A 22,365-nucleotide genomic window follows, 5' to 3' on the forward strand; every position below is an offset into this window, starting at 1 on the left:
CGGATGGTCCGGTTCCGTCGGTCACCCCTCGCGGACCGCCCGCCACACCGCCGGCAGCGCCCCGGCCACCGCGAGCGCCGTGGTCGGGGCGCCCGGCCGGCCCGCCGCCTCGCGGCCGGCCAGGCCGTGCAGGTAGGCGGCCGCCGACGCGGCGTCCAGCGGCGCGAGGCCCGCCGCCAGGAGGGAGCCGGCCAACCCGGCCAGGACGTCGCCGCTGCCGGCGGTGGCCAGCCAGGAGGTGCCGGTGGGGTTCACCCGGACGGCCCCGCCCGGATCGGCGACCACCGTGGTGGAGCCCTTCAGCAGCACCGTCGCGCGATAGGCGGCCGCCAGCCGGCGGGCGGTGGCCAGCCGGGCCGCGGCCAGGTCGTCGGCGGCCGGCGGCGGGCCGCCCTCGGCGCCCGCGAGCAGCCGGGCGGCCTCGCCGGTGTGCGGGGTGAGCAGGGTGGGCGCGGTGCGGCCGGCCAGCGCGTCCGGGCCGAGCCGGCCCAGCTCGGTCAGCCCGTCCGCGTCCACCAGCACCGGGACGTCGCTCGCCAGCGCCTCGGTCAGCGACTGCCGTGCCCCCTCGCCACCGCCGGGACCGACCACCCAGGCCTGCACCCGCCCGGCCCCGGCCGGCCCGCCCTCGGTGACCAGCACCTCGGGGAAGCGCCGCACCACCTCCTCGGCCGCCGTGCCCACGTACCGGACGGCGCCCGCGCCGCCGTGCAGTGCCCCGGCCACCGCCAGCAGCGCCGCCCCCGGGTACGTCGCCGAACCGGCCGCCACCCCGACCACGCCGCGGCGGTACTTGTCGCTCTCCGCGCCCGGCTGCGGCAGCAGCGCCGCCACGTCCGCGTGCTGGAGCGCCGTCACCTCCGCCGCGGGCGGTTCGAGACCGATGCCGACCAGCTGTACGGCGCCCGCGTACGAGGCCCCCGGGTCGACCAGCAGTCCGGGCTTGTAGGTGCCGAAGCAGACCGTGACGTCCGCGCGCAGCGCCGCGCCGGGCACCTCGCCGGTGTCGGCGTCCACCCCGCTCGGCAGGTCCACCGCCACCACGGTCCCGGACCGCCCGGCCCGCGCGTACGGCCGGGCCCCGGGGCGCAGCCCGCCCCGGCCGCCGATGCCGACGATGCCGTCCAGCACCAGGTCGGCGCGCGAGAAGTCGGCCAGGCCGACTTCCTGCTCCACCGTCACCCGCCCGCCGGCGGCCCGCAGCGCGGCCAGCCCGCCCGGGTGCGTCTTCTCCGGCGCCAGCAGCACCGCCGTCACCCGCGCCCCGCGCCGGGCCAGGGCGGCCCCGGCGTACAGGGCGTCACCCCCGTTGTCCCCGCTGCCCGCGAGCACCGTCACCCGGCTGCCGTACACCCGCCCCCGACGCCGGGTCAGCAGCCGCGCACAGGTCGCGGCCAGCCCCGCGGCCGCCCGCTGCATCAGTACGCCCTCCGGCAGCCGCGCCATCAACGCGGCCTCGGCGGCCCGGACGGTGTCCACACGGTGTGCATGACGCATGCGGGAGCTCCTTCAGCGGTCGGCTGTCACCGACGCTAGCCCGCGTCTCCGCCCCGCGGGAGCCGGGCCTGCGGCACACTTTCGAGTGACAACCACTTCGATTCCCCGCCGGTGTCGGTCCGTACGCCTACCTTGTGGCTCGGCACGGACCCACAGGAGGGAGAAGGGCCATGGTCGCCATGCCAGCTGTCGAGGGCCCGCTGGGCCGGGGCAACCTCCTCCAGGCGTTCCTGGAGCTGGACACGCCGCCCGGCTACAAGGCAGAGCTCATCGAAGGGGAAATCGTCGTGACACCACCGCCGGACGGAGAGCACGAAGCCGCGTTCTCCCTGCTGGCCAAGCAGTTCTTCCGCAAGGCCGCGACCGACCTCGACCTCTCCGGCAACAAGGGTCTGATCGTGCCGACGGGCCGGTTCATCCCCGACGGCACCGTCAGCCCGGTCGGACACTTCCTGAACGCCGACTCATGGGCGGAAGCCGCCGGCGTCCTGCTGGTCTTCGAAGTCACGTCCACCAATCCGCGCCGAGACCGGGAACAGAAGCGCCGTGGCTACGCCGCCGCCGGTATCCCGTGCTACCTGCTGGTGGACCGCAGCGCCGGTACGGTCACGCTGTTCACCGCCCCCGAGGGCGACGACTACAGCGAGAAGGAGCCGGTCCCGTTCGGCAAGCCGATCGACCTCCCCGCCCCGTTCTCCTTCACGCTCGACACGGCGCCCCTGCGGTAGGTCGCAGCCACCGCAGGGGCGCCGTCGCCGACGAGCGCCGGACTACTCGACGGTGACCGACTTCGCCAGGTTGCGCGGCTGGTCGACCTCGTGGCCCTTGGCCGTGGCCAGCTCGCAGGCGAAGACCTGGAGCGGGACGGTGGCGACCAGCGGCTGGAGCAGCACCGGGGTGGCCGGGATGCGGATCAGGTGGTCCGCGTACGGGACGACGGCCTCGTCGCCCTCCTCCGCGATCACGATCGTGCGGGCGCCGCGGGCCCGGATCTCCTGGATGTTGGAGACGATCTTGTCGTGCAGGATCGACCGCCCGCGCGGCGAGGGCACGACCACCACGACCGGCAGCCCCTCCTCGATCAGCGCGATCGGACCGTGCTTGAGTTCGCCCGCCGCGAAGCCCTCGGCGTGCATGTACGCCAGCTCCTTGAGCTTGAGCGCGCCCTCCAGGGCCACCGGGAAGCCGACGTGGCGGCCGAGGAACAGCACCGAGCGGGCGTCGGCCAGCGAGCGGGCCAGCTCGCGCACCGGCTCCATGGTCTCCAGGACCTGCTCGACCTGCTTCGGCGCGTCGCCGAGCTCCTTGATGACGGCGAAGATCTCGTCGCCCCACTTGGTGCCGCGCACCTGGCCCAGGTACAGGGCGACCAGGTAGCAGGCGACCAGCTGGGTCAGGAACGCCTTGGTGGACGCGACCGCGACCTCGGGACCGGCGTGGGTGTACAGCACCGCGTCCGACTCGCGCGGGATGGTCGAGCCGTTGGTGTTGCAGATCGCCAGCACCTTGGCGCCCTGCTCACGGGCGTGACGCAGGGCCATCAGGGTGTCCATGGTCTCGCCGGACTGCGAGATGGCGATGACCAGCGTGCCCGGGCCCATGATCGGGTCGCGGTAGCGGAACTCGGAGGCGACCTCGACCTCGCAGGGGATGCGGGTCCAGTGCTCGATCGCGTACTTGGCGATCATGCCCGCGTGGAACGCGGTGCCGCAGGCCACGATGACGACCTTGTCGACCGAGCGCAGGTCGGCGTCGGAGATCCGCAGCTCGTCCAGGGTGAGCCGGCCGTCGGTGCCGATCCGGCCGAGCAGGGTGTCGGCGACGGCCTTCGGCTGCTCGGCGATCTCCTTGAGCATGAAGTAGTCGTAGCCGCCCTTCTCGGCGGCGGAGGCGTCCCAGTCGACGTGGTACTCGCGCACGTCGGCCGGGGTGCCGTCGAAGTTCGTGACGGTCACGCCCTCCCGGCGCAGCTCGACCACCTGGTCCTGGCCCAGCTCGATCGCCTCGCGGGTGTGCGCGATGAAGGCGGCGACGTCGGAGGCGAGGAAGTTCTCGCCCTCGCCGCGGCCGACCACCAGCGGCGAGTTGCGGCGCGCGCCCACGACCACGTCCGGCGCGTCGGCGTGCACGGCGACCAGGGTGAAGGCGCCCTCCAGCTGACGGCAGACCACCCGCATGGCCTCGGCGAGGTCGCCCGCGTAGGCCTCGCCCAGCAGGTGGGCGACGACCTCGGTGTCGGTCTCGGACCGGAGGGTGTGGCCGCGCTCGGCGATCTCGGCGCGCAGCTGGGCGAAGTTCTCGATGATGCCGTTGTGCACCACGGCCACCCGCTGCCGGTCGTCCAGGTGGGGGTGGGCGTTGGCGTCCGTCGGGCCGCCGTGGGTGGCCCAGCGGGTGTGGCCGATGCCGGTGGTGCCGCCGGGCAGAGGGGACTCGGCGAGCGACTTCTCCAGGTTGGCGAGCTTGCCGGCCCGCTTGTCGGTGGCCAGACTCCACTGCCCGTCGGAGTCCTGGACCTGCACCGCGACACCGGCCGAGTCGTAACCCCGGTATTCCAGGCGCTGCAGGCCTGCGATTACTACGTCGAGGGCGGCCTGAGCGCCCACGTATCCAACAATTCCGCACATGCGTGCCAGCATAAGGGCGGTTCTGTGGCCGTTTTCCCGCCTCGCGGGAACGCTGCGTGACCGACACCACAACCACCGTGAACGCCGCGACGGCTCACAATGGAGCATGTGCTGACCGAACTCTGTACGCGGGGCGCCGCCACGCCCGGCCCGTCACCGTCTCCCTACGTGGACCTCAGCCGGGCCGAGTGGAGCGCGCTGCGCGAGCGTACGCCGCTGCCGCTGACCGCCGAGGAGGTGGAGCAGTTGCGCGGCCTCGGTACCGCCCTCGACCTGGACGAGGTCCGCGACGTCTACCTGCCCCTGTCCCGGCTGCTGAACCTGTACATCCACGCCACGCACGAGCTGCGCGGCACGCTGGGCACCTTCCTGGACACCCCGGACACCGAGCGCACCCGCACGCCGTTCATCATCGGCGTGGCCGGCTCCGTCGCGGTCGGCAAGTCCACGACCGCCCGCCTGCTCCAGGAGCTGCTCGCCCGCTGGCCGGAGCACCCCCGGGTCGAACTGGTCACCACCGACGGCTTCCTGCTGCCCAACGCCGAGCTGCGCCGCCGCGGTCTGATGGCCCGCAAGGGCTTCCCGGAGTCGTACGACCGCCGGGCGCTGACGCGCTTCGTCGCGGACGTGAAGGCGGGCAAGGAGCGGGTCAGCGCGCCGGTCTACTCGCACCTGGTGTACGACATCGTGCCGGACCGGCGGCTCACCGTGGAGCGACCGGACATCCTGATCGTCGAGGGCCTGAACGTGCTCCAGCCGGCCCTGCCGGGCACCGACGGCCGCACCCGCCTCGCGGTGGCCGACTACTTCGACTTCTCGATCTACGTCGACGCCAGGACCGACGACATCGAGCACTGGTACCTGGACCGCTTCCGCAAGCTGCGGCAGACCGCCTTCCAGGACCCGAGCTCCTACTTCCGCCGCTTCACCGAGGTGCCGGAGGAGGAGGCGATGGAGTACGGCCGGCAGGTCTGGCGCACCATCAACAAGCCCAACCTGCTGGAGAACGTGCTGCCGACCCGCGGCCGGGCCACCCTGATCCTCCAGAAGGGCGCGGACCACAAGGTCCGCCGGGCGCTGCTGCGCAAGCTCTGACCGCACGCCGAAGGGCCCCCGCGTCGCGGGGGCCCTTCGGCGAGTCCGGGGCTCAGCCCAGGTGGGCGCGCACCGCCTCGGCCAGCCGCTGCCCGACCGTCTCGGCCTGCGCCGGGTCGGCGGCCTCGACCATCACCCGGACCAGCGGCTCGGTGCCCGACGGGCGCAGCAGCACCCGGCCGGTGGAGCCCAGCTCGGCCTCGGCCTCGGCGACCGCGGCGGCCAGCTCGGTGCTGGTCCTCACCCGGGACTTGTCGACGCCCTTGACGTTGATCAGCACCTGCGGCAGCCGGGTCATCACGGCGGCCAGGTCGGCCAGCGGCTGCTTGGTGGCGGCCAGCCTGGCGCCCAGCATCAGGCCGGTCAGGGTGCCGTCGCCGGTGGTGGCGTGGTCCAGCAGGATCACGTGGCCGGACTGCTCGCCGCCCAGCGCGAAGCCCCGCTCCTTCATCGCCTCCAGCACGTAGCGGTCGCCGACGGAGGTCTCCACCAGCTCGACGCCCTCGCGCTCCATCGCCAGCTTGAATCCCAGGTTGGACATCACGGTGGCCACCGCGGTGTTGCCGCGCAGGGTGCCGGCCTCCTTCATGGCGACCGCGAGGATGGCGATGATCTGGTCGCCGTCCACCTCGTTGCCCTCCGCGTCGGCGGCCAGGCAGCGGTCGGCGTCGCCGTCCAGGGCGATGCCCAGGTCGGCCCGGTGCTCCTGCATCGCGACGCGCAGCCGGTCCAGGTGGGTGGAGCCGACGCCGTCGTTGATGTTGAGGCCGGTGGGCTCGGCCCCCAGGGTGTGGACCACCTCGGCGCCGGCCCGGGCGAAGGCCTCGGGGGCGACGTAGGCGGCCGCGCCGTGGGCGCCGTCGATGACCACCCTGATGCCGTCCAGGCGGTTGGGCAGCACGCCGATCAGGTGGGCGACGTACTTGTCGAAGCCCTCGGTGTACTCGCGCACCCGGCCGACGGCCGCGCCGGTCGGGCGGTTCCAGTCCTCGTCGCCGAGCGTGTGCTTGCGGTAGTGGGTCTCGATCGCGTCCTCGATGCGGTCGTCCAGCTTGTGGCCGCCGCGGGCGAGGAACTTGATGCCGTTGTCCGGCATGGCGTTGTGGCTGGCGGACAGCATCACGCCGAAGTCGGCGCCGAGCGCGCCGGTGAGGTAGGCCACGGCCGGGGTGGGCAGGACACCGACCCGCAGGACGTCGACGCCGGCGCTCGCCAGACCGGCGATGACGGCGGCCTCCAGGAACTCGCCCGAGGCGCGCGGGTCACGGCCGACCACCGCGACCGGCCGGTGGCCCTCGAAGGCGCCGGCCTCGCCGAGCACATGGGCCGCCGCGACCGACAGGCCGAGCGCCAGCTCCGCCGTCAGGCCCTCGTTGGCCACCCCGCGCACGCCGTCCGTACCGAAGAGTCGTCCCACTGTCCCGTTCCTCCATCACCACTGCTCGGAACCCAACCGATGATCCCGGCCGCCGCACAGTAGCCGGGGAACACGTCGCCCCGGAGTACACGGGGTACTCCGGGGCGACGGTTTCGCGCAACCAGGGGGTGCGCCGCCAGGGCGGGCCGCACCCCCGGGGAGGCGATTAGCGCTTGCTGTACTGCGGCGCCTTGCGGGCCTTCTTGAGACCGGCCTTCTTGCGCTCGACGGCGCGGGCGTCACGCATCAGGAAGCCGGCCTTCTTCAGGGCGGCGCGGTTGTTGTCCACGTCGGCCTCGTTCAGGGCACGGGCGACGCCGAGGCGCAGCGCGTAGGCCTGGCCGGAGGTGCCACCACCGCTGATGCGGGCGACGACGTCGTAACGGCCGTCCAGCTCGAGGAGCTTGAAGGGCTCGTTCACGGTCTGCTGGTGCACCTTGTTGGGGAAGTAGCCCTCGAGGGTGCGGCCGTTGATCTTCCACTGGCCGGTGCCGGGGACGATGCGCACGCGGGCGATCGCCTCCTTGCGACGGCCGAGGCCGGCGCCGGGGACGGCCTCGCCGAAGCGGCCGGCCAGGGACTCGGAGGTGTAGCTCTCCTCGGAGGTGTACTCGCCCTCGACGGCCTCAACGGCGTCGTCGAACTCGACCTCAAGGGTTTCAGTGGTCTCGGCCACGGTGTTCCTCAGCTCTTTTCAGTGTTGGGGGGCTTGGTGGCCGAATTACTGCGCGACCTGGGTGATCTCGAACGGCACCGGCTGCTGGGCAGCGTGCGGGTGCTGGTCGCCCGAGTAGACCTTCAGCTTGGAGAGCATCTGGCGGCCCAGGCTGTTCTTGGGGATCATGCCCTTGATGGCCTTCTCGACGGCCTTCTCCGGGTTGTTCGCCAGCAGGTCGTCGTAGCGCACCGAGCGCAGACCGCCCGGGAAGCCCGAGTGGCGGTAGGCCAGCTTCTGGGTCTTCTTGTTGCCGGACAGGTGCACCTTGTCGGCGTTGATGATGATGACGAAGTCACCAGTGTCAACGTGCGGCGCGTAGATCGCCTTGTGCTTCCCCCGGAGGAGGTTGGCGGCCTGGGAGGCCAGGCGGCCGAGCACGACGTCGTTCGCGTCGATGACGTGCCACTGACGCTGGACGTCGCCGGGCTTGGGGCTGTACGTACGCACGGTCGTAGCCTTCGCTTTTCAGTGAGTGAGTCCTGACAGGAGCACCGGGACGGAAGATCAGCCTGGCCAACCTTGGACGCAATTCAAGGGGGACCGCTGGTCGACGACCTGATGTCTCCGGCGTACCGACCTCTCACGTGAGATAGAGCGAGCCAATACGCACATCAAGCGTCCAGATTACCGGCACGACCCGGAGCGGTCAAAAATCGCCGGGAACCCCCCGGGTCGTCACTCAGCGTTCGCGCTCCACCCGGGTCACGTCCCAGACCGGTTCGGACGACTCGTACACCCGGCCGTCCGCGCCGAACACCAGGAAACGGTCGAAGGTCTTGGCGAACCAGCGGTCGTGGGTGACGCACAGCACGGTGCCCTCGAAGGCCTCCAGGCCGGTCTGCAGGGCCTCGGCGCTCTCCAGGTCCAGGTTGTCGGTCGGCTCGTCGAGCAACAGGGCCGTCACACCGGAGAGTTCGAGCTTGAGGATCATCAGCCGGGCCTGCTGCCCACCGGACAGCGACTCGAACTTCTGCTCCTCCTGGCGGTCCAGCTCGTACCGGCGCAGTGCGCCCATCGCGGCGCCGCGGCTGAGCGCGTGCTCCTCCTCGACGATCGAACGGACGGTACGGCCGAACAGCTCCGGGTGGGCGTGGGTCTGCCGGAAGTGGCCGGGCACGACCCGGGCGCCCAGCTTCCAGCTGCCGCCGTGCGCGACCGTCTCGTCGCCCGCCAGCAGCCGCAGCAGGTGCGACTTGCCGGCGCCGTTGGCGCCCAGCACCGCGACCCGCTCGCCGTAGAAGACCTCCAGGTCGAAGGGCCGCATCAGGCCGGTGAGCTCCAGCCGCTCCAGGGTGAAGGCGCGCACGCCGGTGCGTCCGCCCTTGAGCCGCATGGAGATGCTCTGCTCGCGCGGGGGCTCCTCCGGCCGCCCGGCCTCCTCGAACTTCTTCAGCCGGGTCTGCGCGGCGGCGTAGCGGGTGGCCAGGGCGTGGCTGACGGCCGCGGCCTGACGCAGGGTGACGACCAGCTTCTTGAGCTTGGCGTGCTCCTCGTCCCAGCGGCGGCCCAGCTCCTCGAAGCGCTCGAACCTGGCCTTGCGGGCCTCGTGGAAGCTGTCGAAGCCGCCGCCGTGCACCCAGACGCTGCTGCCGGCCGCGCCGGTCTCGACGCTGATGATCTTGTCGGCGGTCTTCGAGAGCAGCTCGCGGTCGTGCGAGATGAACAGGACGGTCTTCGGAGTGGCCTTGATCGCCTCCTCCAGCCAGCGCTTGGCCGGGACGTCCAGGTAGTTGTCCGGCTCGTCGAGGAGCAGGACCTCCTCCGGGCCGCGCAGCAGCGCCTCCAGGACGAGCCGCTTCTGTTCGCCGCCGGAGAGGGTGTTCAGGCCGCGCCACTGGGCCTTGTCGAAGGGCGTGCCGAGGGCCGCCATGGTGCAGACGTCCCAGTCGGTCTCGTAGTCGTAGCCGCCGACGTCGGCCCAGTCGGAGAGCGCCTGGGCGTAGGCCATCTGCGTCTTCTCGTCGTCCTGGGCGATCATCGCCAGCTCCGCGGCGTCCACCGCGCGGGCCGCCTTGGCGATCCGCTCGGGGGCGACGGAGACCAGCAGGTCGCGCACCGAGGCGTCGGCCGGCAGCGCGCCCGGGGTGGCCTGCTGGTCCTCGCGGCCGGTGGTGCCGACGAACTGGCGCATCACGCCGAGCCCGCCGCTGATCGTCACCGAGCCGCCGTGCGACTGGAGGTCCCCCGCGATCATCCTCAGCAGGGTGGTCTTGCCGGCCCCGTTCGCGCCGACCAGGGCGACCGCGGCGCCCTCGCCGACCCGGAAGGACGCGTCGTCGAACAACACGCGCCCGTCCGGCAGGTAGTACTCCAGGTGCGAAATCTCGACGTGTCCCATGGGAACGATTGTCCCAAGCGGACGCGCCCGACCAAAACGGATTTAGCCCTCGACTCCGTAATCCCCGGTGGCCACCGGCTGCCCGGGCAGGGTGCGCATCCGGCGGGCCAGCCGGTTGCGCTCGGCCAGCTTGTCGTCCGGCGGGTAGCCGACCTCCTCCAGCGTGAGCCCGTACGGCCTGATCACGTTGACGGCGGAGTTGCGCACCCCGCCGGCCAGCACCTCCCCGGGGAACTCCACCGGCCGGTGCCCGTCGCCGACCAGCAGCATCGCGCCGACCAGCGCCCTGACCATGTTGTGGCAGAACGCGTCGGCCCGGACGGTGGCGACCGCGAGCGAGCCCTCCTGGGCGGCGTACGGGTCCACCGGGACGCGGTCCCAGTGCAGCTCCAGCAGGGTGCGGATGGTGGTCGCGCCCTCGCGCTTCTTGCAGTACGCGGCGAAGTCGTGCTCGCCGAGCAGCAGCTTCGCCGCCGCGTTCATCCGGTCCAGGTCCAACGGCCGGTCGTGCCAGAGCACGTGGCCGCGTAGCAGCGGGTCCACCCCGCCCTGGTGGTCGGCGACCCGGTACGCGTACCGGCGCCAGATCGCCGAGAAGCGGGCGTCGAAGCCGGCCGGCGCCTCGCCGACCCGGTAGATCCGGACGTCCCCTGGCAGCCGGCCGGCCAGCCGGCGCAGCAGCTTCTCCCGGTGCGCCGCCCACAGCTCGGCGGGCAGGTCGACGTGGGCGACCTGGCCGCGGGCGTGCACCCCGGCGTCGGTGCGGCCGGCCACGGTCAGCGGGAACGCCTCGGAGCTGCGCGTGACGATCTGCAGCGCGGTCTCGATCTCCTCCTGGACCGTCCGGCGGCCGCCCTTCTGGCGGGCCCAGCCGGAGAACTCGGCGCCCTGGTAGGCGAGGTCGAGCCGGACCCGGACGTACCCGTCGGCCGGGCCGTCCTTCACCGGGGGCTGCTCGGCGCAATCGTTGACCACTGCTTCTCTTCTCCCGGACTGCTCTGGTCGGCCAAGGGGACGGGAACGGGCCCGCTCCCCCGGTAGTGGGGAAACGGGCCCGCGAACACCTTGGAGGTGTCAGGCCTGCTCGGCCTCGGCCTCGTCGGCCTTGGGGGCCTCGGCCTTGGCCTCGGCCTCCTTGACGGCACGCTTGGTGGCGCCCTCGGCCTCGCCGACGGCGGTCTGCGCGACGGTCAGCGACTCGACCAGCTCGATCACGGCCATCGGGGCGTTGTCGCCACGACGGGGACCGATCTTGGTGATACGGGTGTAACCACCCGGGCGGTTCTCGTAGCGCGGCGCGATCTCGGTGAAGAGGGTGTGCAGCACGGCGATGTCGGTGATCGTCTTGCGCACCAGGCGACGGTTGTGGATGTCGCCCTTCTTCGCCTTGGTGATCAGCTTCTCCGCCAGCGGGCGCATCCGACGGGCCTTGGCCTCGGTCGTGGTGATGCGGCCGTACTGGAACAGCTCCCGGCACAGACCGGCGAGCAGCAGCGGCTCGTGGTGCGGGCCGCCGCCGAGGCGGGCACCCTTGGTGGGACGCGGCATGGAATTACTCCTCGAATCTCCGACTGCGGCCGTACCAGGTACCACAGCGGGCGTACGGGCACTGTGCCCGCACGACTTTCACGACGACGGAGGCGGTTCCGGAGAACCGCCCCCGCGGTCAAGTCTCTCAGTACTGCTCGGTCTCGGCGAAGTGCGAGTCGTCGAGGTCGTCGGCGCCGAAGGCGTCGGCGGCAGCGGTCGGGTCGAACCCGGGCGGGCTGTCCTTGAGGGCCAGGCCCATGCCGGCCAGCTTCGCCTTGACCTCGTCGATCGACTTCGCACCGAAGTTGCGGATGTCGAGCAGGTCCGCCTCGGAGCGGGCGACGAGCTCACCCACGGTGTGGATGCCCTCGCGCTTGAGGCAGTTGTAGGAGCGGACCGTGAGCTCCAGCTCCTCGATCGGCAGCGCCAGGTCGGCGGCCAGGGCGGCGTCCGTCGGGGACGGGCCCATGTCGATGCCCTCGGCGTCGATGTTCAGCTCGCGGGCGAGGCCGAACAGCTCCACCAGGGTCTTGCCGGCCGAGGCCATGGCGTCGCGCGGACGCATGGCGGGCTTGGTCTCGACGTCGACGATCAGCTTGTCGAAGTCGGTCCGCTGCTCGACACGGGTGGCCTCGACCTTGTAGGTGACCTTCAGCACGGGGCTGTAGATCGAGTCGACCGGGATGCGGCCGATCTCCTGGCCGGAGGCCTTGTTCTGGACGGCGGAGACGTAGCCGCGACCGCGCTCGACGGTCAGCTCCATCTCCAGCTTGCCCTTGCCGTTCAGGGTGGCGAGGACCAGCTCGGGGTTGTGCACCTCGACACCCGCCGGCGGGGCGATGTCGGCGGCGGTCACGACGCCCGGGCCCTGCTTGCGCAGGTACATCACGACCGGCTCGTCGTGCTCCGAGGAGACGACCAGCTGCTTGATGTTGAGGATGAGGTCGGTCACGTCCTCCTTGACGCCCGGCACGGTGGTGAACTCGTGCAGGACGCCGTCGATGCGGATGCTGGTGACAGCGGCACCCGGGATCGACGACAGGAGCGTGCGGCGCAGGGAGTTGCCGAGGGTGTAGCCGAAGCCCGGCTCCAGCGGCTCGATCACGAACCGCGAGCGGAACTCGTCGACGACCTCTTCGGTCAGCGAGGGACGCTGAGCGATAAGCATGGGGAAGAACCCTCCAGTTGTCTTCGGCACCCACTATTTGATGCCGACAGGACCAAGCGTACGGGGTCCCGCAGGCAGCGACGAATCACTGCGTGGGACCCCGTACGAGGTTGAGCAGAACTGCGTGCCCGAAGGCGCTGCGTCAGACGCGGCGGCGCTTCGGCGGACGGCAGCCGTTGTGCGGGGTGGGGGTGACGTCCTGGATCGAGCCGACCTCCAGGCCGGTGGCCTGGAGCGAACGGATCGCGGTCTCGCGGCCGGAGCCCGGACCCTTCACGAAGACGTCGACCTTGCGCATGCCGTGCTCCTGCGCGCGACGGGCAGCGGCCTCGGCGGCCATCTGCGCGGCGAACGGGGTGGACTTGCGCGAGCCCTTGAAGCCGACGTGGCCGGCGGAGGCCCAGGAGATCACGTTGCCCGCGGGGTCGGTGATCGAAACGATGGTGTTGTTGAACGTGCTCTTGATGTGCGCGTGGCCGTGAGCGACGTTCTTCTTTTCCTTGCGGCGGATCTTCTTCGCGCCGGCAGCCTGACGACCCTTGGGGGGCATAAGTCTGTTCTCCTACTGAGGTGGTCGGTCCGCTGACCCGCGGGCCGGAGGGATGTCCGGTTACGGGACGGACTACTTCTTGCCCGGCTTCTTCTTGCCGGCGATCGCGCGACGCGGGCCCTTGCGGGTACGCGCGTTGGTGTGGGTGCGCTGGCCGCGGACCGGCAGGCCGCGACGGTGACGCAGACCCTCGTAGCAGCCGATCTCGACCTTGCGGCGGATGTCGGCGGCCACCTCACGGCGGAGGTCACCCTCGACCGTGTAGTTGGCGTCGATGTACTGGCCCAGCTTCACGAGGTCTTCCTCGGAGATGTCGCGAACGCGGACATCCGGGTTGACACCGGTCTCGACCAGGGTCTGCTGGGCGCGGGTACGGCCGATGCCGTACACGTAGGTAAGGGCGATCTCGATCCGCTTCTCACGGGGGAGATCAACGCCGGCGAGGCGTGCCATTCAAGGCTCCTGTGCTTTTTCAGAGGTCTTGCGTGCTGCCTACTCCGACACCTCACGGTGAGGGAGCCCCGGCCTCTGACCGGGGGTGGCAGTCCGTTCCCTGTGGGACGGATCGGGCAGCCCGCTTATGACGTTTTCGCGTCGCGCGAAGTACTACGAGAAATGCTGGGGGCGATCAGCCCTGGCGCTGCTTGTGGCGCAGGTTGTCGCAGATCACCATGACCCGGCCGTGACGGCGGATCACCTTGCACTTGTCGCAGATCTTCTTGACGCTCGGCTTGACCTTCATGTTTCAGGTTCTCCGGGTCTAGATCTGACGTTCTTACTTGTAGCGGTAGACGATCCGGCCGCGCGTGAGGTCGTAGGGGCTGAGCTCCACGACGACCCGGTCGTCCGGCAGGATGCGGATGTAGTGCATGCGCATCTTGCCACTGATGTGCGCGAGGACCTTGTGACCGTTCTGCAGCTCGACCTTGAACATCGCGTTCGGAAGAGACTCGATCACGGTGCCCTCGATCTCAATGGCGCCTTGCTTCTTAGCCATGAACTGCGAGATCCACCTTCCGGGACCGGCTACCGTATGCGGAACGCTCGTGCGAACCTGGGTTCACCCCGCCCCCGAGGGGAAGAGGGCGTGCTGAAGCACGCTACGAGTGAGCCGACGGTCCATCCTACGCCAGCGCGTCCGGCGGACCAAAACGGGGCCCCGGAAGGCGGTCGCCGTCACATCTGCTACGTCAGGCCCCGACGGTGGCCGTCAGCGGGTCCACGTGGGCGGTGCAGGCCGCGCAGCGGCGGGCGGCCAGGGGGATCTCGGTCAGGCACTCCGGGCACGGGCGCTTCGGCGTCTTCGGCGCCTTCGGCATGTAGCGCGCGGTCGCCTTGGTGATCGGCAGCACCACGCAGAAGTACAGCACCGCCGCGGTCATCAGGAACGCGATCAGCACGTTGAGGAACTGCCCGTACGGGAAGGTCACCCCCGCGATGTGCGCCTGGTACGAGCTGAAGTCGCCGGCCGCGCCGACCACCACGCCGACCAGCGGGGTGAGGAAGGCGGACACGAAACCGGTCACCACCGCGGTGAACGCGGCCCCGATGACGACACCGACCGCCATGTCGACGACGTTGCCGCGCATCATGAAGTCGCGGAATCCCTTGAGCACGTTCTCTCCTGCTGCTCGTAAAGCCACTACTGACCACTGCCAGCGCATAAAAATAGGACAAAAGCCCTGGAGGTCCAAACCTCCAGGGCTCTGATCCCTTGTCAGCGACGGCAGTTGGGCGCCGCCGGGACTACGCGAGGGGGTCCGGAGCTGCGGTGATGCCCAGCTTGGCCAGTTCCGCCCTGCCACCGTCGAAGGCGGTCAGCACCAGCGGGCCCTGCTCGGTGACGGCCACCGAGTGCTCCCAGTGCGAGGCCCAGGTGCCGTCGTTGGTGACGACCGTCCAGTCGTCCTCCAGCACGGCGGTGTGCGGGGTGCCCAGCGAGACCATCGGCTCGATCGCCAGCACGGTGCCGGGGACCAGCTTCGGGCCCTTGCCGCGGCCGCGCTCGACGTAGTTCAGCACGTGCGGCTCCATGTGCATCGCGGTGCCGATGCCGTGGCCGCCGTAGCCCTCGGTGATGCCCCACTTGCCCTTCGGCGGCAGCGGCTGCCGGCGGATGTAGCCCTCGATCGCCTTCGAGACGTCCACCAGGCGGTTGTTCTTCTTCATCTGGGCGATGCCGGCCCACATCGAGCCCTCGGTGACCCGGCTCAGCATCTCGACCTCGGGGCGGACCTCGCCGACCGCCACGGTGATGGCCGCGTCGCCGTGCCAGCCGTCCAGGATGGCGCCGCAGTCGATCGAGATGACGTCGCCCTCCTGGAGCACCCGCTCACCCGGGATGCCGTGCACGACCTCGTTGTTCACCGAGGCGCAGATCACACCGGGGAACCAGAGCCCGCCGTGGTCGGCCCGGAAGTTCGAGGTGGCGCCGTGGCCGGTGATGACCTTGTCCGCGATGTCGTTGAGCTCCTGGGTGGTCACCCCGGGGGCGACCGCCTCGCGACAGGCCTTCAGGGCCTCGGCGACGACCAGCCCGGCCGCTCGCATCTTCGCGATCTGCTCGGGGGTCTTGATCTCCACCATCTGGTCACGCCTTCCAAGTCCGGATTACCACTGCTACCACCGTACGACGCCGAAACGGCCGGGCCACCCGCGCTGGGCGGGCGATCCGGCCGTGCCGTCGTACGTTCGCCGAGAGACTCAGCTGTCCTGCTTCAGCGCCTCGATCGAGCGGGCGGTGACCTCGTCCACCTTGCCGAGGGCCGAGATCGTCGCCACCAGGCCCTGCTGGGCGTAGTAGTCGATGATCGGCTCGGTCTCCGTGTGGTAGACCTCCAGGCGCGTCCGCACCTTCTCCTCGGTGTCGTCGGAGCGCTGGTACAGCTCGCCGCCGCACTCGTCGCAGACGCCCTCGGCCTTCGGCGGGTTGTAGTCCACGTGGAAGACGTGGCCCCCGTCGTTGCGGCACAGGCGACGGCCGGCGATCCGGCGGACGACCTCGTCCTCCGGGACCTCCAGGTCCAGCACGCCGTCCAGCTTGATGCCCTGCTCGGCGAGGAACTCGTCCAGCGCCTTGGCCTGCCCCAGGTTGCGGGGGAAGCCGTCGAGCAGGAAGCCGCGGACGGCGTCCTCCTGGAGCATCCGGTCCTTGGCCATCCCGATGGTGACCTCGTCCGGTACCAGGTGTCCCGCGTCCATGTAGCTCTTGGCCTCGAGCCCCAGCGGGGTGCCCTGGCTGATGTTCGCGCGGAACAGGTCACCGGTAGAGATATGGGGGATGGACAGGGTCTTGGCGAGCAGGTGCGCCTGAGTACCCTTCCCGGCCCCGGGAGGACCAACGAGGACGATACGCATCAGCGGAGGAACCCTTCGTAATTGCGCTGCTGGAGCTGGCTCTCGATCTGCTTCACAGTTTCGAGTCCGACGCCGACGACGATGAGCACGCTGGTGCCGCCGAACGGGAAGTTGGTCTGCTGTCCGAAGGCGACCAGGGCGATCATCGGGATCAACGCGATCAGGCCCAGGTAGAGCGAACCCGGCCACGTGATTCGGGTCAGCACGTAGTTCAGGTACTCGGCCGTCGGGCGGCCGGCCCGGATACCCGGGATGAACCCACCATACTTCTTCATGTTGTCGGCAACTTCTTCGGGGTTGAAGGAGATGGCGACGTAGAAGAAGGCGAAGAAGACGATCAGCAGGAAGTAGGTGGCCATGTAGATCGGGTGGTCACCCTTGACGAAGTTCGTCCTGATCCAGGTGGCCCAGCCCGCCTGGCTGTTGGTCAGCTGGACCACCAGTGCCGGGATGTACAGCAGCGACGAGGCGAAGATGACCGGGATGACACCGGCCTGGTTCACCTTGAGCGGGATGTAGGTCGAGGTGCCGCCGAACGCCCGGCGGCCGATCATCCGCTTCGCGTACTGGACCGGGATCCGGCGCTGGGCCTGCTCGACGAAGATGACCAGCATCACGACGATGACGCCGACCGCGACCACGGAGAGGAACTCGACCCAGCCGCCGCCGATGGTGCCGGTGGTCTTGATGTTCCACATGCTGGAGGGGAACTGCGCCGCGATCGAGGTGAAGATCAGCAGCGACATGCCGTTGCCGATGCCGCGGTCGGTGATCAGCTCGCCCAGCCACATGATGACCGTGGTGCCGGCGGTCATGGTGAGCACCATGACCGCGATCCGGAACACGCCGGTGTCCGGCACGATCTGGTTGGCCAGCGGGCAGCCGGCGAACAGCGCGCCGCTGGAGGCCGTCGCCACGATGCCGGTGCCCTGGAGCACGGCGAGCGCGATCGTCAGGTAGCGGGTGTACTGGGTGATCTTCGCCTGGCCGGCCTGTCCCTCCTTCTTCAGCATCTCCAGTCGCGGGATCACGACGGTGAGGAGCTGGAGGATGATGCTCGCCGTGATGTACGGCATGATGCCGAGGGCGAAGATCGTCAGCTGGAGGAGCGCGCCCCCGCTGAACAGGTTGACGAGTCCGAAGAGGCCGCTGTTCTTCGTGTCCTTCACACACTCGTTCACGGCCGTGAAGCTCACGCCCGGCATCGGAATGTGCGAGCCCAGCCGGAACAGCACCATGATGCCCAGCGTGAACAGCAGCTTCTTGCGCAGGTCGGGCGTCTGGAACGCCCGCGCGAACGCACTGAGCACGGTGCCTCCTGCGCCTCCCGCACGTCGTCGGCGGGAGGGTCGGTCCTGAATGGGGAGTTTGCGGTACGGGCTCCCGTACAGACGGCACAGGCGAGCCTACGCGCAGCCTACAAGGGAACTCCACGGACTCTAACAGTGCGCAGCCACTCGGAAGAAGCGCGTACGGCCGCTCCCCCACTCACGGGGTACGGGATGCCCGGGTTTGCCACACAAAAGAACGAGCGCCTTTCGCGGCCGGGGAAACGGAACGGGCCCCGCACCTCCCGAAGGAGGTGCGGGGCCCGTAAGCCGGAGTCAGCGGGCTCAGACGAGCTCGGTGACCGTACCGCCGGCGGCCTTGATCTTCTCGGCGGCCGAACCGGAGACGGCGTCCACCGTCACCTGGAGGGCGACCGAGACCTCGCCGGTGCCGAGCACCTTGACGAGCGAGTTCTTGCGAACCGCGCCCTTGGCGACCAGGTCCTCGACCGTGACGGCGCCACCCTGCGGGTAGAGCTCGGCCAGCTTGTCGAGGTTGACGACCTGGAAGGTGATCTTGAACGGGTTCTTGAAACCCTTCAGCTTCGGCAGGCGCATGTGGAGCGGCATCTGGCCACCCTCGAAGCGCTGCGGAACCTGGTAGCGGGCCTTCGTGCCCTTGGTACCACGACCGGCAGTCTTACCCTTGGAGGCCTCACCACGACCCACACGGATCTTGTCGGTCTTGGCACCCGGGGCGGGACGCAGGTTGTGGATCTTGATCGGGTTCTCGCCCATGATCAGTCCACCTCCTCAACCGTCACCAGGTGACGGACCGTCTGGGCCATCCCGCGGATCTCGGGACGGTCCTCCTTCACCACGACGTCGTGCATGCGCTTGAGACCAAGCGTACGCAGGGTGTCACGGTGGTTCTGCTTGCTGCCGATGTACGACTTGGTCTGCGTGATCTTCAGGCGAGCCATCAGGCGCTCACCCCAGCAGCACGCGCCCGCAGCAGAGCGGCGGGGGCCACGTCCTCCAGCGGCAGGCCACGACGCGCGGCGATCTCCTCGGGGCGCACGAGGCCCTTCAGAGCGGCCACGGTGGCGTGCACGATGTTGATCGCGTTGTCCGAGCCGAGCGACTTCGACAGGATGTCGTGGATGCCGGCGCACTCCAGGACGGCGCGCACCGGACCACCGGCGATAACACCGGTACCGGGGGCGGCGGGCTTCAGCAGCACGACGCCGGCGGCCTTCTCACCCTGGATCGGGTGCGGGATGGTGCCCTGGATACGGGGGACCTTGAAGAAGTTCTTCTTGGCCTCCTCAACACCCTTGGCGATGGCGGCCGGAACCTCCTTCGCCTTCCCGTAACCGACACCCACGGTGCCATCGCCATCGCCCACCACGACCAGCGCGGTGAAGGAGAAACGACGACCACCCTTGACAACCTTGGCGACACGGTTGATCGCGACGACGCGCTCGACGTAAGCGGTCTTCTCGACGACCTGGGCGTTGCCCCGGTCGTCACGCTTACGGTCGCGCCGCTCGCCACCGGTGCCGCCACCGGCGCCGCTACCGCGGCGCTGGGGTCCAGCCATTGGATTTACCTCTCTCGTTTACGTCCGCCGACAGAGTCGACGAGCGGCTTAGAAGTCGAGCCCGGCCTCGCGGGCCGCGTCCGCCAGGGCGGCGATGCGGCCGGCGTACCGGTTGCCCGCGCGGTCGAAGACGACCGACTCGATGCCGGCGGCCTTGGCGCGCTCGGCGACCAGGCTCCCGACCTTCTTGGCCAGCTCGGTCTTGTCGCCCTCGGCGCCCTTGATGGACACGTCGAGGGTGGACGCCGACGCCAGGGTGTGACCCTTGGCGTCGTCGATGACCTGGGCGACCATGTGGCGGTTCGAGCGCGTCACGACGAGACGCGGACGCACCTCGGTGCCGACGACGCGCTTACGAACGCGGATCGCGCGGCGCTTGCGAGCGGCGCTCTTGTAGGCGTTGCCCTTGCCGATCTTGACAGAGACGCTCATCGCTTACTTACCACTCTTTCCGACCTTGCGGCGGATGACCTCGCCCGCGTACTTGACGCCCTTGGCCTTGTACGGGTCGGGCTTGCGCAGCTTGCGGATCTTCGCAGCGACCTCGCCGACCTTCTGCTTGTCGATGCCGTCCACGTGGAACTTGGTGGCCGACTCGACGACGAAGGAGATGCCCTCGGGCGCCTCGACGAGGATCGGGTGGCTGTAGCCCAGCTGGAACTCCATGTCGGAGCCCTTCGCCAGAACTCGGTAGCCGACACCGCTGATCTCCAGCGACTTGCGGTAGCCCGTGGTCACGCCGGTGATCATGTTCGCCACCAGCGTGCGGGTCAGGCCGTGCAGGGCCTTCGACAGACGCTCGTCGTTGGGGCGGGTGACAGCCAGAGTGCCGTCCTCGCCCTTGCCGATCTCGATCGGCGCGGCGACGACGTGGGTGAGGGTGCCCTTCGGGCCCTTCACCGAGACCGCCTGGCCATCGATGGTGACGTCCACGCCAGCGGGGACCTGGATGGGCAGCCGTCCAATGCGCGACATTGCTGTACCTCCGTTTCCCGAATTACCAGACGTAGGCGAGAACTTCTCCGCCTACGCCCTTCTTGGCGGCCTGCTTGTCGGTCAGGAGGCCGGAGGACGTGGAGATGATCGCCACGCCCAGGCCGCCGAGAACCTTCGGCAGGTTGGTGGACTTTGCGTAAACGCGCAGACCCGGCTTGCTGATGCGCTTGATGCCGGCGATGGAGCGCTCACGGTTGGGGCCGAACTTGAGCTCGATGGTCAGCTTCTTGCCGACCTCGCCCTCAGTGGGCTCCTCAACCTTGTAGGAGGAGATGTACCCCTCCTGCTGCAGGATCTGGGCGACGTGCGCCTTGATCTTGCTGGCCGGCATCGCCACGGTGTCGTGGTACGCCGAGTTCGCGTTACGCAGACGCGTGAGCATGTCTGCGATGGGGTCGGTCATGGTCATGATGGCCTCAGGCCTCTCTCGCCGTGGTTTCTCCGCACCAGGTCCCCCTGCCGCACTCTTCCGAGTTCGTCAGGGGCACAAGCACAGGGGACCTACGACGTAGTAAGACTGGGTGCGAGCCCTCTCGAAGGAGGGCCACGGACATCCATGGGGAAGCCGCGGCAGGGGGCCCGACCCCACTACCTTACGGGAATCCGTACGGCAGGCCCAAAACGGGCCGGTGTGGGATCGGGCACCTCTGCGTCGCTGGGTGCCCTAAAGCGCCCTGATTACCAGGAGCTCTTGGTCACGCCGGGCAGCTCGCCGCGGTGCGCCATCTCACGGAGGCAGACACGGCACAGGCCGAACTTGCGGTACACCGAGTGCGGACGGCCGCAGCGCTGGCACCGGGTGTAGGCCCGGACGCCGAACTTCGGCTTGCGCTCGGACTTCGCGATGAGGGACTTCTTCGCCATTGGCTCACGCCTCCTTGAACGGGAAGCCCAGAGCGCGCAGGAGCGCCCGGCCCTCGTCGTCGGTCTGAGCGGTGGTCACGACGGTGATGTCCATACCGCGCTGACGGTCGACCTTGTCCTGGTCGATCTCGTGGAACATGACCTGCTCGGTCAGACCGAAGGTGTAGTTGCCACGGCCGTCGAACTGCTTCGGGGAGAGGCCACGGAAGTCACGGATACGCGGCAGGGCCAGCGACACCAGACGGTCCAGGAACTCCCACATGCGGTCACCACGGAGGGTGACGTGGGTGCCGATCGGCTGGCCCTCGCGCAGCTTGAACTGCGCGATGGACTTGCGAGCCTTGGTCACGGCCGGCTTCTGACCGGTGATCGCGGTCAGGTCGCGGATCGCGCCCTCGATCAGCTTGCTGTCACGGGCGGCCTCGCCGACACCCATGTTGACGACGACCTTGACCAGGCCGGGCGTCAGCATGACGTTCTCGTACGAGAACTGCTCCTGCAGCTGACCCTTGATCTCGGAGTTGTAACGCTCCTTGAGACGGGGGGTCACCTTCTCAACAGTCGTCTCAGACATCAGATGTCCTCACCGGTTCGCTTGGCAACGCGGATCTTGTTGCCCTCGTCATCGAAGCGGTAGCCAACGCGGGTGACGACCTTCTTGCCGTCCTTCTCCACGACCAGCTGGACGTTGGAGACGTGCACCGGGGCCTCGACGGTGACAATGCCACCCTGAGTGCCCGGGCCCGGCTTGGTGTGCTTCTTGACCCGGTTCACACCCTCGACCAGGACCTTGTTCTCGGCGGGCATGGCCAGGATGACCTTGCCCTGCTTGCCGCGGTCCTTGCCGGTGATGACCTGAACCAGGTCACCCTTCTTGATCTTCATGCTGTTCGCCATGGGTTAGAGCACCTCCGGCGCAAGCGAGATGATCTTCATGAACTTCTTGTCACGCAGCTCGCGGCCCACCGGGCCGAAGATGCGGGTACCACGGGGGTCACCATCGGTGTTCTTCAGAACGACCGCGGCGTTCTCGTCGAAGCGGATGTACGAGCCATCCGGACGACGACGCGACTTCACGGTACGGACGACGACGCACTTGACGACGTCACCCTTCTTCACCGAACCGCCGGGGATCGCGTCCTTGACGGTCGCGACGATGACGTCCCCGATACCGGCGTAGCGGCGACCGGAACCACCGAGAACGCGGATGCAAAGGATTTCCTTCGCGCCCGTGTTGTCGGCGACACGCAGTCGCGACTCCTGCTGGATCACAGCTTTCTCCTGATCGTCAACGAGAGCTGACGGGCCGGCCGCTGCTCACACCAGCGCCCACGAGG

Annotated in this window: 29 protein-coding genes; 2 read left to right on the forward strand and 27 right to left on the reverse strand. The window is 69.4% G+C overall.

The window, feature by feature from the left end; all coding sequences use genetic code 11:
- Positions 1-21 precede the first annotated feature (21 nt).
- A complete protein-coding gene (locus ACIQOW_RS04820; RefSeq protein WP_401079866.1) occupies positions 22-1,497 on the reverse strand; it encodes an NAD(P)H-hydrate dehydratase in 1,476 nt (491 codons plus the stop codon).
- 170 nt (positions 1,498-1,667) lie between these two features.
- Between ACIQOW_RS04820 and ACIQOW_RS04825 the strand changes: the two genes are divergently transcribed.
- A complete protein-coding gene (locus ACIQOW_RS04825) occupies positions 1,668-2,225 on the forward strand; it encodes a Uma2 family endonuclease (protein WP_401079868.1) in 558 nt (185 codons plus the stop codon).
- Positions 2,226-2,267: 42 nt separating this feature from the next.
- On the opposite strand, the gene glmS is transcribed toward ACIQOW_RS04825, so the two are convergent.
- Positions 2,268-4,124, reverse strand: a complete 1,857-nt coding sequence (glmS, locus tag ACIQOW_RS04830) for a glutamine--fructose-6-phosphate transaminase (isomerizing) (RefSeq protein WP_188301620.1) — start codon at positions 4,122-4,124, stop codon at positions 2,268-2,270.
- A gap of 99 nt (positions 4,125-4,223) precedes the next feature.
- Here glmS and coaA point away from each other — a divergent pair, with 99 nt between their 5' ends.
- Positions 4,224-5,219: a type I pantothenate kinase gene (gene coaA, locus ACIQOW_RS04835; protein WP_188301621.1), complete on the forward strand. Its 996-nt coding sequence runs from the start codon at positions 4,224-4,226 to the stop codon at positions 5,217-5,219.
- Positions 5,220-5,271: 52 nt separating this feature from the next.
- Here the strand turns inward: coaA and glmM are convergent, their stop codons facing one another.
- The 25 genes from glmM to rplN form a co-directional block, all read right to left on the reverse strand.
- Positions 5,272-6,636 (reverse strand): phosphoglucosamine mutase, encoded by a 1,365-nt coding sequence (gene glmM, locus ACIQOW_RS04840; RefSeq protein WP_401079869.1) that lies wholly within the window; start codon positions 6,634-6,636, stop codon positions 5,272-5,274.
- Between the two features lie 166 nt (positions 6,637-6,802).
- Positions 6,803-7,312 carry a 30S ribosomal protein S9 gene (rpsI, locus tag ACIQOW_RS04845; RefSeq protein WP_188301623.1) on the reverse strand — a complete coding sequence of 170 codons (510 nt, stop codon included), beginning with the start codon at positions 7,310-7,312 and terminating at the stop codon, positions 6,803-6,805.
- A 45-nt stretch (positions 7,313-7,357) separates the two neighbouring features.
- On the reverse strand, positions 7,358-7,801 hold the full coding sequence (gene rplM, locus ACIQOW_RS04850) for a 50S ribosomal protein L13 (RefSeq protein ID WP_063348980.1): 444 nt from the start codon (positions 7,799-7,801) through the stop codon (positions 7,358-7,360).
- Positions 7,802-8,033: 232 nt separating this feature from the next.
- Complete coding sequence (locus ACIQOW_RS04855) at positions 8,034-9,692, reverse strand: ABC-F family ATP-binding cassette domain-containing protein (protein ID WP_401079872.1); 1,659 nt, start codon at positions 9,690-9,692, stop codon at positions 8,034-8,036.
- A 42-nt stretch (positions 9,693-9,734) separates the two neighbouring features.
- Positions 9,735-10,667, reverse strand: coding sequence for a tRNA pseudouridine(38-40) synthase TruA (gene truA / locus ACIQOW_RS04860; protein WP_401079874.1), 933 nt, complete (start codon positions 10,665-10,667; stop codon positions 9,735-9,737).
- Between the two features lie 99 nt (positions 10,668-10,766).
- Positions 10,767-11,240 carry a 50S ribosomal protein L17 gene (gene rplQ, locus ACIQOW_RS04865; RefSeq protein WP_188301626.1) on the reverse strand — a complete coding sequence of 158 codons (474 nt, stop codon included), beginning with the start codon at positions 11,238-11,240 and terminating at the stop codon, positions 10,767-10,769.
- A 127-nt stretch (positions 11,241-11,367) separates the two neighbouring features.
- The gene (locus ACIQOW_RS04870; protein WP_049649049.1) at positions 11,368-12,390 is read right to left on the reverse strand and encodes a DNA-directed RNA polymerase subunit alpha; all 1,023 of its coding nucleotides are present in this window, start codon (positions 12,388-12,390) and stop codon (positions 11,368-11,370) included.
- Positions 12,391-12,532: 142 nt separating this feature from the next.
- Positions 12,533-12,940 (reverse strand): 30S ribosomal protein S11, encoded by a 408-nt coding sequence (gene rpsK, locus ACIQOW_RS04875; protein ID WP_030232513.1) that lies wholly within the window; start codon positions 12,938-12,940, stop codon positions 12,533-12,535.
- A gap of 72 nt (positions 12,941-13,012) precedes the next feature.
- The gene (gene rpsM / locus ACIQOW_RS04880) at positions 13,013-13,393 is read right to left on the reverse strand and encodes a 30S ribosomal protein S13 (RefSeq protein WP_063348977.1); all 381 of its coding nucleotides are present in this window, start codon (positions 13,391-13,393) and stop codon (positions 13,013-13,015) included.
- Between the two features lie 175 nt (positions 13,394-13,568).
- A complete protein-coding gene (gene rpmJ / locus ACIQOW_RS04885; RefSeq protein ID WP_003956441.1) occupies positions 13,569-13,682 on the reverse strand; it encodes a 50S ribosomal protein L36 in 114 nt (37 codons plus the stop codon).
- Between the two features lie 33 nt (positions 13,683-13,715).
- Positions 13,716-13,937 carry a translation initiation factor IF-1 gene (gene infA, locus ACIQOW_RS04890; protein ID WP_003956442.1) on the reverse strand — a complete coding sequence of 74 codons (222 nt, stop codon included), beginning with the start codon at positions 13,935-13,937 and terminating at the stop codon, positions 13,716-13,718.
- A gap of 193 nt (positions 13,938-14,130) precedes the next feature.
- Positions 14,131-14,556, reverse strand: a complete 426-nt coding sequence (gene mscL / locus ACIQOW_RS04895; RefSeq protein WP_401079877.1) for a large conductance mechanosensitive channel protein MscL — start codon at positions 14,554-14,556, stop codon at positions 14,131-14,133.
- A gap of 130 nt (positions 14,557-14,686) precedes the next feature.
- Complete coding sequence (map, locus tag ACIQOW_RS04900; RefSeq protein ID WP_188301628.1) at positions 14,687-15,526, reverse strand: type I methionyl aminopeptidase; 840 nt, start codon at positions 15,524-15,526, stop codon at positions 14,687-14,689.
- A gap of 117 nt (positions 15,527-15,643) precedes the next feature.
- Entirely contained in the window at positions 15,644-16,297 is a 654-nt protein-coding gene (locus ACIQOW_RS04905; protein WP_188301629.1) for an adenylate kinase, read from the reverse strand.
- Positions 16,297-17,607, reverse strand: a complete 1,311-nt coding sequence (secY, locus tag ACIQOW_RS04910) for a preprotein translocase subunit SecY (RefSeq protein ID WP_188301630.1) — start codon at positions 17,605-17,607, stop codon at positions 16,297-16,299. Before secY ends, ACIQOW_RS04905 begins: the two co-directional genes overlap by 1 nt.
- A gap of 303 nt (positions 17,608-17,910) precedes the next feature.
- Positions 17,911-18,363 carry a 50S ribosomal protein L15 gene (gene rplO / locus ACIQOW_RS04915; RefSeq protein WP_188301631.1) on the reverse strand — a complete coding sequence of 151 codons (453 nt, stop codon included), beginning with the start codon at positions 18,361-18,363 and terminating at the stop codon, positions 17,911-17,913.
- A gap of 2 nt (positions 18,364-18,365) precedes the next feature.
- The gene (gene rpmD, locus ACIQOW_RS04920; protein WP_188301632.1) at positions 18,366-18,548 is read right to left on the reverse strand and encodes a 50S ribosomal protein L30; all 183 of its coding nucleotides are present in this window, start codon (positions 18,546-18,548) and stop codon (positions 18,366-18,368) included.
- Positions 18,548-19,168, reverse strand: a complete 621-nt coding sequence (gene rpsE / locus ACIQOW_RS04925; RefSeq protein WP_188301633.1) for a 30S ribosomal protein S5 — start codon at positions 19,166-19,168, stop codon at positions 18,548-18,550. The genes rpmD and rpsE overlap by 1 nt, the downstream gene beginning before the upstream one ends.
- A 48-nt stretch (positions 19,169-19,216) precedes the next feature.
- Positions 19,217-19,600 carry a 50S ribosomal protein L18 gene (gene rplR, locus ACIQOW_RS04930; protein WP_030280785.1) on the reverse strand — a complete coding sequence of 128 codons (384 nt, stop codon included), beginning with the start codon at positions 19,598-19,600 and terminating at the stop codon, positions 19,217-19,219.
- Positions 19,601-19,603: 3 nt separating this feature from the next.
- Positions 19,604-20,143 (reverse strand): 50S ribosomal protein L6, encoded by a 540-nt coding sequence (gene rplF, locus ACIQOW_RS04935; protein WP_401079882.1) that lies wholly within the window; start codon positions 20,141-20,143, stop codon positions 19,604-19,606.
- Positions 20,144-20,165: 22 nt separating this feature from the next.
- Positions 20,166-20,573, reverse strand: coding sequence for a 30S ribosomal protein S8 (rpsH, locus tag ACIQOW_RS04940; RefSeq protein WP_188301635.1), 408 nt, complete (start codon positions 20,571-20,573; stop codon positions 20,166-20,168).
- Between the two features lie 269 nt (positions 20,574-20,842).
- Entirely contained in the window at positions 20,843-21,028 is a 186-nt protein-coding gene (locus ACIQOW_RS04945) for a type Z 30S ribosomal protein S14 (RefSeq protein WP_030055830.1), read from the reverse strand.
- Positions 21,029-21,032: 4 nt separating this feature from the next.
- Complete coding sequence (rplE, locus tag ACIQOW_RS04950) at positions 21,033-21,602, reverse strand: 50S ribosomal protein L5 (RefSeq protein WP_030393302.1); 570 nt, start codon at positions 21,600-21,602, stop codon at positions 21,033-21,035.
- Positions 21,602-21,913, reverse strand: a complete 312-nt coding sequence (gene rplX / locus ACIQOW_RS04955; RefSeq protein WP_188301656.1) for a 50S ribosomal protein L24 — start codon at positions 21,911-21,913, stop codon at positions 21,602-21,604. The genes rplE and rplX overlap by 1 nt, the downstream gene beginning before the upstream one ends.
- A gap of 15 nt (positions 21,914-21,928) precedes the next feature.
- Entirely contained in the window at positions 21,929-22,300 is a 372-nt protein-coding gene (gene rplN, locus ACIQOW_RS04960) for a 50S ribosomal protein L14 (RefSeq protein WP_030393301.1), read from the reverse strand.
- Positions 22,301-22,365 lie beyond the last annotated feature (65 nt).

Source organism: Kitasatospora sp. NPDC091335 (genome assembly GCF_044757205.1).
Lineage (GTDB): Bacteria > Actinomycetota > Actinomycetes > Streptomycetales > Streptomycetaceae > Kitasatospora.

Bases quoted from the DNA above. Each gene is read 5' to 3' on its own strand.
- ACIQOW_RS04825 (WP_401079868.1), top strand. From the start codon at position 1,668: ATGGTCGCCATGCCAGCTGTCGAGGGCCCGCTGGGCCGGGGCAACCTC.
- rplF (WP_401079882.1), bottom strand. From the start codon at position 20,143: ATGTCGCGCATTGGACGGCTGCCCATCCAGGTCCCCGCTGGCGTGGAC.
- rplO (WP_188301631.1), bottom strand. From the start codon at position 18,363: ATGGGCGAGAACCCGATCAAGATCCACAACCTGCGTCCCGCCCCGGGT.
- rpmD (WP_188301632.1), bottom strand. From the start codon at position 18,548: ATGGCTCGCCTGAAGATCACGCAGACCAAGTCGTACATCGGCAGCAAG.
- ACIQOW_RS04945 (WP_030055830.1), bottom strand. From the start codon at position 21,028: ATGGCGAAGAAGTCCCTCATCGCGAAGTCCGAGCGCAAGCCGAAGTTC.
- map (WP_188301628.1), bottom strand. From the start codon at position 15,526: ATGGTGGAGATCAAGACCCCCGAGCAGATCGCGAAGATGCGAGCGGCC.
- rplE (WP_030393302.1), bottom strand. From the start codon at position 21,602: ATGTCTGAGACGACTGTTGAGAAGGTGACCCCCCGTCTCAAGGAGCGT.
- rplX (WP_188301656.1), bottom strand. From the start codon at position 21,913: ATGAAGATCAAGAAGGGTGACCTGGTTCAGGTCATCACCGGCAAGGAC.
- rplQ (WP_188301626.1), bottom strand. From the start codon at position 11,240: ATGCCGCGTCCCACCAAGGGTGCCCGCCTCGGCGGCGGCCCGCACCAC.
- ACIQOW_RS04870 (WP_049649049.1), bottom strand. From the start codon at position 12,390: ATGCTTATCGCTCAGCGTCCCTCGCTGACCGAAGAGGTCGTCGACGAG.
- rpsK (WP_030232513.1), bottom strand. From the start codon at position 12,940: ATGCCCCCCAAGGGTCGTCAGGCTGCCGGCGCGAAGAAGATCCGCCGC.
- rpmJ (WP_003956441.1), bottom strand. From the start codon at position 13,682: ATGAAGGTCAAGCCGAGCGTCAAGAAGATCTGCGACAAGTGCAAGGTG.
- rplR (WP_030280785.1), bottom strand. From the start codon at position 19,600: ATGAGCGTCTCTGTCAAGATCGGCAAGGGCAACGCCTACAAGAGCGCC.
- rpsM (WP_063348977.1), bottom strand. From the start codon at position 13,393: ATGGCACGCCTCGCCGGCGTTGATCTCCCCCGTGAGAAGCGGATCGAG.
- infA (WP_003956442.1), bottom strand. From the start codon at position 13,937: ATGGCTAAGAAGCAAGGCGCCATTGAGATCGAGGGCACCGTGATCGAG.
- ACIQOW_RS04820 (WP_401079866.1), bottom strand. From the start codon at position 1,497: ATGCGTCATGCACACCGTGTGGACACCGTCCGGGCCGCCGAGGCCGCG.
- rpsE (WP_188301633.1), bottom strand. From the start codon at position 19,168: ATGGCTGGACCCCAGCGCCGCGGTAGCGGCGCCGGTGGCGGCACCGGT.
- glmS (WP_188301620.1), bottom strand. From the start codon at position 4,124: ATGTGCGGAATTGTTGGATACGTGGGCGCTCAGGCCGCCCTCGACGTA.
- rpsH (WP_188301635.1), bottom strand. From the start codon at position 20,573: ATGACCATGACCGACCCCATCGCAGACATGCTCACGCGTCTGCGTAAC.
- ACIQOW_RS04855 (WP_401079872.1), bottom strand. From the start codon at position 9,692: ATGGGACACGTCGAGATTTCGCACCTGGAGTACTACCTGCCGGACGGG.
- coaA (WP_188301621.1), top strand. From the start codon at position 4,224: ATGGAGCATGTGCTGACCGAACTCTGTACGCGGGGCGCCGCCACGCCC.
- ACIQOW_RS04905 (WP_188301629.1), bottom strand. From the start codon at position 16,297: ATGCGTATCGTCCTCGTTGGTCCTCCCGGGGCCGGGAAGGGTACTCAG.